At 32.0% G+C, this 11,702-nt stretch carries 10 protein-coding genes and 2 pseudogenes; 7 read left to right on the top strand and 5 right to left on the bottom strand.

Annotation, left to right across the window (positions count from 1 at the left end):
• The 6 genes and pseudogenes from A9G28_RS13660 to A9G28_RS11435 all read left to right on the top strand — a co-directional run.
• Positions 1 to 1,820 (top strand): annotated as a pseudogene (locus A9G28_RS13660) (hypothetical protein); the annotation flags it as partial.
• Between the two features lie 32 nt (positions 1,821 to 1,852).
• Complete coding sequence (locus tag A9G28_RS11455) at positions 1,853 to 2,914, top strand: hypothetical protein (RefSeq protein WP_065580744.1); 1,062 nt, start codon at positions 1,853 to 1,855, stop codon at positions 2,912 to 2,914.
• 49 nt (positions 2,915 to 2,963) lie between these two features.
• Positions 2,964 to 3,626, top strand: coding sequence for a hypothetical protein (locus A9G28_RS11450; protein ID WP_065580743.1), 663 nt, complete (start codon positions 2,964 to 2,966; stop codon positions 3,624 to 3,626).
• 2 nt (positions 3,627 to 3,628) lie between these two features.
• Positions 3,629 to 4,225, top strand: coding sequence for a hypothetical protein (locus A9G28_RS11445; protein WP_065580742.1), 597 nt, complete (start codon positions 3,629 to 3,631; stop codon positions 4,223 to 4,225).
• Between the two features lie 320 nt (positions 4,226 to 4,545).
• Positions 4,546 to 5,148 carry a hypothetical protein gene (locus tag A9G28_RS11440; protein ID WP_065580741.1) on the top strand — a complete coding sequence of 201 codons (603 nt, stop codon included), beginning with the start codon at positions 4,546 to 4,548 and terminating at the stop codon, positions 5,146 to 5,148.
• Positions 5,149 to 5,174: 26 nt separating this feature from the next.
• On the top strand, positions 5,175 to 6,146 hold the full coding sequence (locus A9G28_RS11435; protein ID WP_065580740.1) for a hypothetical protein: 972 nt from the start codon (positions 5,175 to 5,177) through the stop codon (positions 6,144 to 6,146).
• Between the two features lie 105 nt (positions 6,147 to 6,251).
• Here the strand turns inward: A9G28_RS11435 and A9G28_RS13900 are convergent.
• The 5 genes and pseudogenes from A9G28_RS13900 to A9G28_RS11415 form a co-directional block, all read right to left on the bottom strand.
• Positions 6,252 to 6,410, bottom strand: a pseudogene (locus A9G28_RS13900) (integrase core domain-containing protein); the annotation flags it as partial.
• A 183-nt stretch (positions 6,411 to 6,593) separates the two neighbouring features.
• On the bottom strand, positions 6,594 to 7,292 hold the full coding sequence (pgl, locus tag A9G28_RS11430; RefSeq protein WP_065580739.1) for a 6-phosphogluconolactonase: 699 nt from the start codon (positions 7,290 to 7,292) through the stop codon (positions 6,594 to 6,596).
• Positions 7,293 to 7,308: 16 nt separating this feature from the next.
• Positions 7,309 to 8,766 (bottom strand): glucose-6-phosphate dehydrogenase, encoded by a 1,458-nt coding sequence (gene zwf / locus A9G28_RS11425; protein WP_065567999.1) that lies wholly within the window; start codon positions 8,764 to 8,766, stop codon positions 7,309 to 7,311.
• A gap of 171 nt (positions 8,767 to 8,937) precedes the next feature.
• Positions 8,938 to 9,222, bottom strand: coding sequence for a 50S ribosomal protein L25 (gene rplY, locus A9G28_RS11420; RefSeq protein WP_065567998.1), 285 nt, complete (start codon positions 9,220 to 9,222; stop codon positions 8,938 to 8,940).
• A 181-nt stretch (positions 9,223 to 9,403) separates the two neighbouring features.
• Positions 9,404 to 10,276, bottom strand: coding sequence for a D-hexose-6-phosphate mutarotase (locus A9G28_RS11415; protein ID WP_065580738.1), 873 nt, complete (start codon positions 10,274 to 10,276; stop codon positions 9,404 to 9,406).
• A gap of 197 nt (positions 10,277 to 10,473) precedes the next feature.
• On the opposite strand from A9G28_RS11415, the gene hemW reads away from it, so the two are divergent.
• Positions 10,474 to 11,601: a radical SAM family heme chaperone HemW gene (gene hemW, locus A9G28_RS11410; RefSeq protein ID WP_065580737.1), complete on the top strand. Its 1,128-nt coding sequence runs from the start codon at positions 10,474 to 10,476 to the stop codon at positions 11,599 to 11,601.
• Positions 11,602 to 11,702: the final 101 nt, after the last annotated feature.

The raw sequence follows: 11,702 nt of genomic DNA, 5'->3' as shown, positions 1-11,702 counted from the left end.
GTGATAATAACGTGAAAACACGCCAGCATCGAGCGGTGGATGAGCAAGATACCTTATGGATATACATAGAAAAAGCCCTTGATGATAAAAATATCACTATGTCGCCTGGTTGGCTATCAACCGAAAGCGAAGGTGTGAAGAAAGTGAGTTGCTGGGATTGGTTTGATTTTAAGCAAATTAAAGAAAATGCTAGCCTGAAAGACATTTATCTGAGTGCTAAAAAAACCTTAAGCAGAAATAAGGATAATGCATCACTTGAACAATACACGCCAACAATAAAAGAGACATTAACAATATTAGACAAGCAATACAATTCTAGCGATCAGAAATATGCGAAGATAGATATTAATAGCTTTAACGGGATAATTAATAAGCCAATATTAGCCTCATCACTGGGTCGCCTGTTAATCCATTATGAAAGTGAATGGTATGGCAAACTGGATTCGGAAGGCAAATTGCCAAAATGGGAAGCGTTAAATAGTGAAATGACAGAAAATGCCAACAATATATTGGATTATTTAACGGAAGGCGACGAAGCAAAACTGGATGCATATATCAACACGCTAGAAACAAGCAAACAACAGTCAGAAAAAAAAGGTTTTGAAGCGTTAAGCAGAAAAATTGAAAGGTTCCCAGAAGATTATAAAAGTAACCCACAGGAAAAGTTGAGCAAAGAACAACTTGAAATTTATACACAAATACAAAAGCTAGAACAAAAAGTCATGGCTTGGGACAAAACCAAAGAGAAAATCAAGAAAATGTTATGGTGGAATGATGTTGCTAAAGGCTTAGCTAAGTTGAATCAACCCAAAAACACGCCTCCAGAAAATGGCGAGACAACCAATACCACAACCACCCCAACAGACTCAGCCCCACCTGCTACGCTTAGTGCTGATGGTAGGGCGTGGTTTATTCATCCCGTGGCGATGGTAGGGTATTTCAACATCAAATCAATAGGCATAGTTACTTATCATATTTATCATGATGGAAACATTGAAAAACATATACCACAAGAAATACTCGAAGGTTATGAGCAAAAATATAAATATGTTTATCATGATAAAAATAATAGTGAACATGAAATATGTATAGTCGGTTGGCATACGATTAATAAGAAAAAATTTGAGAAAAAACCTAGAGGAACATTTAAATATCCCGATCATGGAAGGGTTTCGGAAACTAAAACTAATGTAAGCGATGGTTATATAGTAGCTAAAGCTAAATATGAAAATGGTGATATTCATGAATGGATAAAAAAAGAAAAAGGTATAAGTATTTATGAAAGACTCACTATGGCTAATGGTGATATAGCTGAATACGGAACACATGACCGAGATGGAATTGTATGGCGGCTTTATAAAAAACAGCAAGAAGAAGCGCAATTGGTTAGAATGCCAGATAGTATTAACTATGAAAGCAATGGAGTAGTTATTAAATATGAACTTAAAGAAACTTATCGAAAATATACTAACTCAGATATTCTAGCCGGTTTTATAGGTGCATTAGCTGAAATAAAGGAAAATATCACTGTGACAGGTAGCGCTTATGAGCAAGGTTCATGTTTTCCTAGCGCTTTACACATAAATGGTCAAAGTATTGACACAAAATACATTAAAAAAGATAGAAATTTATCAGATTGGGAAAAAGATAAAGCATTTGTTAATGCTTTAGCTAAATTTCATTTTCGAACGTTTCGAATAGGAAAAGAAATTTATAACTCATTTAGTGGGATAGCAGGAGTAGTAAATGGTGGACCGTTACATAATAGTCATTTGCATACAGAAAATTTTGATTTTAATGCAATTAAAGTAATTGAATAATTCGAAAATTTAAATTAGCAGGATAATGTGAAATGAAAAAAAATTGTTTAACTTTGATTTTATTTTTTATGTTTTCTATAGGAAATGTACATTCAAATGAATCTCCGGATATTTGGGATTTTTATAAAGTTTCAAAAAATTCTGTTTCTGGGGGAGGATCCGATTCTGAAAGAGAAAGTTTAATAGAAAGATTTTCGAAAATTAAACTCATATTAATTGATGGACAAGTTATAGTCGATACAATTTGTTTTATTCCATATGAGACAACAACAAAGATGACTTCCCCTTTATCTTATTGGAAAACTCCAGAAAAAGTAGAGGAGTATAAAAAAATTTTTTCAGCGGAAAAAATCCCTTTAAGATATCAATTTGAAGCAATAAAACTTCCTAATAATGACAAAGATGATTTATGCTTGGAAGAAGGTTTGACTGATTTAATAAGGATCGACAATTATTTTGTTTTTTTGACCAAGTCAGGTTACTTGATAACATTTTCGAAGCATATAGAAAAAAATAACGGATCACCTGTAACCTATAGAGGATTTAATTATAAGATACCAAAACGTGAATTTAGTTGGTTTGGCCATCCAATGTTGACTAATAAAAAAATTGTAGATGATATGAATAAGAAGTGTGATTTCCCTGATGATGGTTCTTATTATAATTCATACTTTTATAATGAGTGTGATTTGAACGAATTAGGTCTTTATTTTAGTGAAATTAGTGAAACTTTATTTGACAAAAAGAAAGTGATATATCAAAAAGGAGAATATCAATACAATTTAACTAAAAAACAGCACGAAGAGTTTGATTTCGAAATATATTTAAATATTGAAAAAGATAATAAATTAATTGATAGATTATCCATTTATAAACGGAGAATTTTAGAATCGGCAGCTTTTGTACAGTATTACTATATTGATGAAGATTTTAAGAATATTTGGTTACTAAATTATGTTGGTAGTGACTCAACGCATGATATTGAAAAATGGAGGCATTATAAAATAGATAATAGTGGGCATTTTAAGCTATTGGAATCGATTTCGTGTAAAAAACGTGATAGACAAGGAATCGTAAAATGTCACAATGATTAAGGATAGCATTGGTCAGGATTTAGTAGCGTAGAAGAAAAAGCCTCGATAGGTGAATTATCTAAAAGGTTATGAACAAAAATATAAATACGTTTATCATGATAAGAATAAAAAGATACATGAGTTGGGTATTTTTACTATTCATGTGACTAAGGCTATGGGGAGAGGAAATATTCCACAAGCATATAATGTGGAATTAATTAATGTTAAGGAGTTTGAAAAGGGTTATATTTCATCCGATGGGAATGTTAAAGCAAAATTTGCAACATTTAATAGCGATAGTCATAGGCGGTATATAAATCCTGACTGTTTTGCAGGGTTGCTTGGTGCTATGTTAGAACTAAATGCTGATTATTTAGGATTTAATGGATTTAGCACTTATGATGCAAAATCTGTTCAGAGTAAATCTCATATAAATGGAGTTGCAGGAGATTTAAGGTATATATCAGAAAATCGAAATGGAGAAAGAATTGAATTAACTGATTCACTTTTCGATTTTAACAAACAAGAAGAATTTAATACTGCATTATATAAGTTTGGTTGGGCTAGAACGTCATTAATGTATTCGGAGTATTTCACCTATAAAAAACACGCCAATACATTGCTAAAATATACAAAACATATGAAAAAAGATCCGCCAAATGGATATAGACATCACCATCATTTACATATATGTGGTTTTGATTTTAACTTAATTATAAATGTACAGGATTAAAAATGATTAGATTTAAATTCTTTCCTATATGCATTTTATTGATTTCGTTATTTTCTTTCGCAGAAGATAAAAATAAAGATCCCAATAATATTCTTTATGAATTTAAGGGATATTCAAAAAAAACATCGTCCTATCATTCTTTAAAAGACTTTTTTGCTGATAATAATCAAGTTTATGATAAAAAAAACTCACTAAACGCACTTTTTGACCCTAATACGCCTTTATTAAGTATGGTTGAGCATAGAAAACCTTACACAGGTAAAGCTATATTATTTAAAAAGCTTCCACTTGATAGCAATCTAAATGTGTTCCTTTTCGCTTATTGGGATCATAATGATCAAGATTCATATTATAACCTTCCAACCCTTGAGTTACAGATTTTTGATAAGAGTAATCAACTGATTAGCAAAATGATTGTTGTGGATGGTGCACAAGCAGAATGCTCAATCAATAAAAAAACACGTATTTATAAAAATAAGAAATTTGAAATAATAGAATCAGAATATTGCATTGATATAGAAACAAACAAGCTTATGACTGAACAACATAAGGTAAGTTATTATTTTATTGATGATAAAGGTAATATTAACTTTGAATAATGAATGTGACTAAATATAAATTAGAATAATAAGGTGCTTTCTTCATCACTTTTACTAGCCTATATTGATGCTCAATATTTTACATAACTCTGTGTGGACATACCAATCGCTAATTGCTAGTTTCACAGTTTCTCATATAGGTATTTTTTTATTTGTGTAAGCTAAAAGCAGAATACATAAAAATTTCGTATTTCATGTGTTTAAGGCGGCCTCAAATAATGACTAATTTGACTATTATATTGTAAAAAATTATAAACTATCTAAATTTGAAAAAGTATTAGCTATATATCAAAAGAAGAAAAAATCAAGGAAATTAAATAATGAAATTTTTAAATAGTTTTATAATTATCTTCCTATTAATGTTCTCCAATATAAATGCTGTATTTTCTGTAAATGAAAAAAATGATTTACATTATTATCAGAAAATAAAATTGCCTTATTCTTCTAAGGAATTAGAAAAATACTATTATTGGAGTGATTTCGGTATAAAGCTATCCCCTAATATGCCTTTTCCATTAAGATTCTCTAATAAAGAATTTTCATTTAAACCTAAACTATTTGAATATTTAGCTAAAAGTGCATTCTATTTTCCACATATTTATTTTTATTATGAAGGTATTTTATATAAGGGAATTATTTATATGGCTATTGGCGAGAATGATGCTAATGTTTTTACTTTTCAGTTGAATAGTTTTGATGCTCAAAATAATCTAATTGATGCCATAGTGCTTTATAAAATACAAAATGGCGAAATATCTTACTGGAATGATTTTGTTATAAAAACAAATGGAAAGATCTTGATAAAACAACATCAACAACAAAACCTTTTTGAATTCGATGAAGATCCTAAAAAAAATGATATTCAGACTAAGGAAATTAAATACCAAATGAGCCGTTCTGGTTTTTTCAATAAAATTAAATAATATCATTAATTATAAAGGGTTAAGTGATGAAGTTTTCATTATATTTTTCGTTGATTTTACTGGCATTTAGTTCATATGTGTACAGCAAGCAATTTGATGTTGCTGATGGTTACAAAGGTGTGCCCATTATTGAATCTATAGGTATGGGACAATTGGAAAAAGATTGTCAAAAAATACATGATTTTTGGCAACTTACTAATAATGAAAGAGAAAAAAATAGGGAAAGTTGCCCAATAAACCAAATTGCTCCTTATTTTAATAATTTATATGAGGTTGTTAATAAGAATATTGATATATACGATAACGGTGAGCTGAAGCTAATTATTAATAAAAAAGAGTTTAATAGAACAATTAATGATAATAGTTATCCAGTTAATGCACTGAATTTATCACTTACTTATCAAGGGAATATTAAAGATACAATTACATTAGCAAATATTTATTATGACGTCATCAGTTATTATTGGTTAAGTAATCAATATTATTATATTAATCCTAATGGAAATATTTATATCTTATTAGTAAAAGACTTTGGTAGCTATATTCAGCCAGTATTTTGGAAACATTATCAAATTGATAAAGAAAATTTGCAATTTAAGCTTAAAGAATTTTTATTTGATGATGGTTATAAATATCGTATTATTTATCCAGATCAATTTGAAGTGCCCGATAAATCTGAACCATCAAATTTTGAAACGGATAAACTTAGAACTTGTTATCAAGATGAATATAATACGACTTGCAATATAGAATCTTACAACTATTATCATGACCTTTTAGTTAAAAAATTAGCATTACTTCAAGCAAAAAAAAACGAGCCCAAAGATTCTATTGAGGTAATAGATAAGCAAATTAATAAAGCTTGTTTAATGATACCGCCACCAGTTTACCATAATGAAGCGACCACCTTTACCCATAAAATTACCCGTTGTTTAACGGAACAAATAAAACAACAAATAGAAAAAATAGATAACAAGCTAAATCAGGTAGAAAATTAACTGGAAAAATGAAGTTTATTTTAAAACTTATGCACTTTGTTTTGGGGCTTGCCTTGTACTGTAAATGTAAATACCCCAAACTTAGTACATAACTCACGTAGAAAATCATGCTGCTTGTTTTAGTGTTTTGTATTCAATCGGTGTCATGTTATTTAGTGCCTCATGCGGTCTTTCGGTGTTATAAATGGTTAGCTATTCTTCGGTTACCTTTCTTGCTTGTTCTAGATTATTAAATAGATATAAATCGAGTACCTCAGTGCGATAGTTACAGTCAATTTAAGAGATCCCAAAAAAAGAAAAACAGTAAAACAAGCTGAAAAGCCAATAAAAGAGTATTCAGGGGATTAATTGGTAAGGCCAAAGCACCACTGATCCAGTGCTTTGGAAGCAAAATTTATCGTAAAAATTCATTACCGCTGCAAGTCGATAAACAAAACTGTAAAAAACTTAAGATGCAGCCCAAAAAGCAGTGACATTAACTTTATCTTGTTGCAAGATAGCACGAATCGGCATTTGGTTAACATCATTACCTTTTTCAGCTTGTTCTAACACATGCATTTTGCTTTCTCCTACTAAATGCAAGTATATGTTTTTACTATTTAAAATAGTTGGCAGTGTTAATGTTATACGATCAAGTGGCGCGGTTAATGGTGTCATACCCACAACTTTTCGACCGGATTTCATATCTAAACCCGTTGCCAAATTAGCTGCACCAGGAAATAATGAAGCAGTGTGTCCATCTTCTCCCATGCCTAAAATTATTACATCAAATGGCATTGGAATTTTATCTAGCATCTTTTCAGTAATTTCTGCTCCATTAAATGGATTATCACAATTATTCTTCAAGCCAACAAAATTAGCCACTTTTGCATTGTTTTGTAATAAATGAGCTATTACAAGCTTTTCGTTACTGGCATCATCAGTATTATCCACCCATCTATCATCAACTAACGTAATAAAAACTCGGCTCCACTCCATATCTTGTTGGCTGAGTAAAGCAAAAAGTGGAATTGGTGTTTTACCCCCTGAAACAGCAATGGAAGCATGGCCTTTTTGTTCAATCGCCTGTTTTAACTTGTTGACTATATGTGAGGTTAAATCTTCAATCAATAACTGATTATTCTCATATTTATTTAACGTAAACATATTTTATTTTCCTTTATTAGAATTCGTGCCATGAATGCCCATCTTTAGTAATTAATGCAACTGATGCTACAGGTCCCCAAGTTCCAGCTTGGTAAGTTTTTGGCTGTTCATTGTCTAACTCCCACGCTCTAACAATTGAATCGACCCATTTCCATGCAGCCTCAACTTCATCACGATGAACAAATAATGCTTGGCGACCACGCATAACTTCAAGTAGTAAACGCTCATAGGCATCAGCACTTTGTTGATGAAAAGTTTCGCTAAAACTTAAATCAAGTTTAGTCGTTTGTAAATTGTGAGTGCTGTCTAAACCTGGTACTTTATTTAGAATCTCAATATCCATACCTTCATCAGGTTGTAGACGAATAGTCAATTTATTTTGTGGTAATTCTGGATAAGATTCACTAAAAAGGTTAAGCGGTAACGGTTTGAAATAGACAACAACTTCAGAACATTTACTTGGTAAGCGTTTGCCTGTGCGTAAATAAAAAGGAACACCTGCCCAACGCCAGTTATCAATGTCAACGCGAATGGCAACAAATGTCTCGGTATTGCTTTTTTGATTTGCGCCATCTTCTTCTAAATAACCTGGGACATTAACGCCATTAACAAAGCCTGCTGTATATTGACCCCGAACTACTTTTTCACGAATATTCGTTTTATCAATTGGTCTAAGCGCATTAAGTACGGCTATTTTTTCATTACGTAGACTATCATCTTCAAGATTTGCTGGTGGTGACATTGCAATCATCGTTAAGATTTGTAATAAATGATTTTGTACCATGTCGCGCATTTGCCCTGCTTTGTCAAAATATCCCCAGCGGCCTTCAATACCAACTTGTTCAGCCACAGTAATTTCGACATGATCAATAGAATTACGATCCCAAAATGACGCAAACACCGTATTTGCAAAGCGTAAAGCTAATAGGTTTAATACAGATTCCTTACCTAAGTAGTGATCAATACGATAAACTTGCGATTCATTAAAGAATTTAGCCACTGAATCATTAATTTCGCGAGATGATTTTAGATCGGTTCCAAGCGGTTTTTCCATTACAATTCTATTTTGTAATTGGTTTAATCCCGCAGCAGCTAAGCCTTGGCAAATAGTACCAAAAGCCCCTGGATGCATTGCAAAATAAAAAATAGCAGGGTTGTTTGAATCAAGTTTATTTTTCAGTGTTTCAAATCCAGCGCGATCATTAACATCTAGTTTATGAAAGTTTAATCGTTGGCTGAATCGTTGCCAAATACTATCGTCTAATGGCTCTGGCATAAATGAGGTTAGGGCATCTTTTGCTACCTCACAATAAGCAGCGTGATCCCAATCAGCACGTCCTACACCTAAAATCTTGGTTTGTTCAGGTAGTTTTCCATATTTTTCTAATTGGTATAAAGACGGTAGTAATTTACGTCTTGTCAAATCCCCTTTAGCACCAAAAATAACTAAATCGCAAGCTGGGATATCAGACATGGTTCTCTCCTACGATGATATAATGTAATCATTCTATTATGTTGGGTAGTCAGTGTACAGGATAAATCATAACAATAGGCATTAGCCTTTATTGATTCGAAAACAAAAAGGTCACCATCACGGTGACCCTTTGTTTAAAACAAGTAATTGGATAATTTTCCAATCAATAAATTATGCGCGAACAAAATCCATATGAACTAATTTTGGTTTAAACGCATGACGTTGTACTGCTTGTACTTTTACTTTAGTTGCTTTTCCGTCAACTTCAATAGTCAATACTTCAGAATAAAATTCTGGTTTTTCTTGCATATTAAAAATTTGGTTGTGATCAAGTACCACAGAGATTGCAGGTTCAGTACCGCCATAAATAATGGCTGGGAATTTACCAGCGTGACGCAGGCGGCGGCTCGCACCCTTACCATGCTCTTTTCTAACTTCAGCTTTAAATGTAAACATATTTATTTCTCTTAATGATTTAAAATAAAACCAATTACAGGCGACCCAGTAGTTGGCTATCAAACTTGCACTTTAATAAAGTGCACAAGATTATAGAGTGTTATCCCAATAAACGCAATCAAATAATCATATTACAATCGAGCAAAACATTGGTTGTGCTTATCGTGTATAGTGTGAATTTTTAAATCAATTCTATTTTAAAACCATAAGTCGATTTTTTATTTGGTGATAATTTCAATGGCGTTGTAATGCAACCAGATTCGACACAAACCATAGATTTATATTCGTCATCACCAAAGTCACTCATTGTTTTAGCTTTATTTACCCATGGATTCCATGTTACTACATCACTTACATTAGTATTAGTTAATCGAACTGTTCGAATGCCATTTGTGATAGTTATTTGGTCACTAGCATTAGTATAAATACGATCAACCTCTTGGTTAAAAGTCAATTGCCCTATTTTTGCAGGTTTATTTTCAACGGCTAATCGATCTTGATAGGTTTCACCTAGTCCTTTGACAACAACGTCTTCAATATTATTGATACCAAAATAAGTATGTAGTGCGCTAGTTACATCAAAATCACCAGAACAACTTAAAACAACTTCACAGGTCTTACCTAAATGAAGGTTTAATGATACAGTGAAAGGTTTGTTGCAATAAGGCGCTGTCTGTTGATTATTGACGAGAGATAGAATGAGATCGACACCATGCTCATCTTCAGTGCAAGAGTCTAAATTCCATTCAACAATACGAGCAAAACCGTGAGACGGCGTTCCTGATTGACCGAACCAAGGCCAGCAAACAGGTACACCACCGCGAATAGCCACGCCTTTTTTAAAGTTTGTTTTGTTGCTCAACCAAATAACAGGAGTTTGCTCATTAATTGGTTGCCAAAATAACAAGTGTGCACCTTGTAATGTCACCGCTGCACAACAAGTTTTATGGTTAATCACCAAAGTAGGGAGTTCGCCATAAGTTAATTGCTTAACCGATGAGCTTAGCGAGACCCCTGATAAGCTATTTTCTAAAATATCTTTATAAATATTCATACTTACTCCTAAATAACAAATTTTAACAATAGTTAATATCGAAAATTATTAATAATTGTACGCTTTTTAAGTTAATAATAAAAATACAATAGATGCCAAAAGCTTTTTTTACTTTTTTGAAGTAAAATGCCACACTATAAAAAATAGAACAACATACTGGTTATTGTTGTCAAAAAGTTTCAGGAAAGACAGCGTTTATGTATAAAATTCCAATGAGTTTGTATATTCATATGCCATGGTGCGTACAAAAATGTCCTTATTGTGATTTTAATTCGCATACGATAAAAAAAGCCCCCAATTATGAAGCTTATATAGAACATTTAATTAAAGATTTACAACATGATGCTGTTTTGTGCTCAAACCGCTTAATTCATTCGATCTTTATTGGTGGTGGCACTCCAAGTCTGTTTTCTGCTGAACTCATTGATAAATTATTATCAAATATAAATAAGATCATTCCCGTAGATAATGATGCTGAAATTACTATTGAAGCCAATCCAAATTCTATTGATATAGAAAGGTTTAATGGTTATCAACAAGCTGGTATCAATCGAATATCCATTGGTGTACAAAGCTTTCAAGCCGATAAGCTTGTAAAATTAGGGAGAATACATAATCCCAAAGAAGCATTCACAGCAGGAAAATTAGCCCAAACATTAAATTTAAGAAGTTTTAATTTAGATTTAATGCATGGGTTACCAAGTCAATGTATTGATGATGCTATATATGATTTAAAACAAGCTATTGCTATTGATCCACCTCATTTATCTTGGTATCAATTAACCATTGAACCCAATACATTATTTAGTTCAAAACCGCCTGTTTTACCAGATGACGATAAACTTTGGGAAATTTACCAACAAGGTCATCAATTATTAACTAAACACGGTTACCAGCAATATGAAACCTCTGCTTATGCTAAAAAAGGTTTTCAATGCGAACATAATTTAAATTATTGGCGATTTGGGGACTATTTGGGGATTGGCTGTGGCGCCCATGGCAAATTAACCCAATCTGATGGTAAAATTATTCGTACAGTAAAAACTCGCCATCCAAAAGGTTATTTAGAAGGGCGTTATTTGGATAAATATTATGAAGTTCCAAAACAAGAGTTACCTTTTGAGTTTTTTATGAATCGATTTCGGCTATTTGAGCCAGTGCCAAAATACGAATTTGAACAACGGACTCATTTATCATTACAGATAGTTGAGAAACAAATAACTATGGCCATTGAAAAAGGCTATTTAATTGAAGACGAACAAAATTGGCAAATAACTGAACATGGAAAACTATTTCTAAACTCATTATTAGAGCTCTTTTTATAGCTAAATTAAATATTAATTTCTGACAAAGGCAATTAGAGCCTATCTTTACGATTATTTAACGTAATAGGCACCAACTATTTAAGCAATCATTCGCATAACTT

This window comes from Gilliamella sp. Fer1-1 (genome assembly GCF_001690825.1).
In the GTDB taxonomy this organism is placed as follows: Bacteria; Pseudomonadota; Gammaproteobacteria; order Enterobacterales; family Orbaceae; genus Gilliamella; species Gilliamella apicola_C.
Note: the sequence above shows the minus strand (reverse complement) of the source record. Positions and strands in the feature narration are given on the sequence as shown.

Bases quoted from the DNA above. Each gene is read 5' to 3' on its own strand.
- A9G28_RS11455 (WP_065580744.1), top strand. From the start codon at position 1,853: ATGAAAAAAAATTGTTTAACTTTGATTTTATTTTTTATGTTTTCTATA.
- A9G28_RS11445 (WP_065580742.1), top strand. From the start codon at position 3,629: ATGATTAGATTTAAATTCTTTCCTATATGCATTTTATTGATTTCGTTA.
- A9G28_RS11440 (WP_065580741.1), top strand. From the start codon at position 4,546: ATGAAATTTTTAAATAGTTTTATAATTATCTTCCTATTAATGTTCTCC.
- A9G28_RS11435 (WP_065580740.1), top strand. From the start codon at position 5,175: ATGAAGTTTTCATTATATTTTTCGTTGATTTTACTGGCATTTAGTTCA.
- pgl (WP_065580739.1), bottom strand. From the start codon at position 7,292: ATGTTTACGTTAAATAAATATGAGAATAATCAGTTATTGATTGAAGAT.
- zwf (WP_065567999.1), bottom strand. From the start codon at position 8,766: ATGTCTGATATCCCAGCTTGCGATTTAGTTATTTTTGGTGCTAAAGGG.
- rplY (WP_065567998.1), bottom strand. From the start codon at position 9,222: ATGTTTACATTTAAAGCTGAAGTTAGAAAAGAGCATGGTAAGGGTGCG.
- A9G28_RS11415 (WP_065580738.1), bottom strand. From the start codon at position 10,276: ATGAATATTTATAAAGATATTTTAGAAAATAGCTTATCAGGGGTCTCG.
- hemW (WP_065580737.1), top strand. From the start codon at position 10,474: ATGTATAAAATTCCAATGAGTTTGTATATTCATATGCCATGGTGCGTA.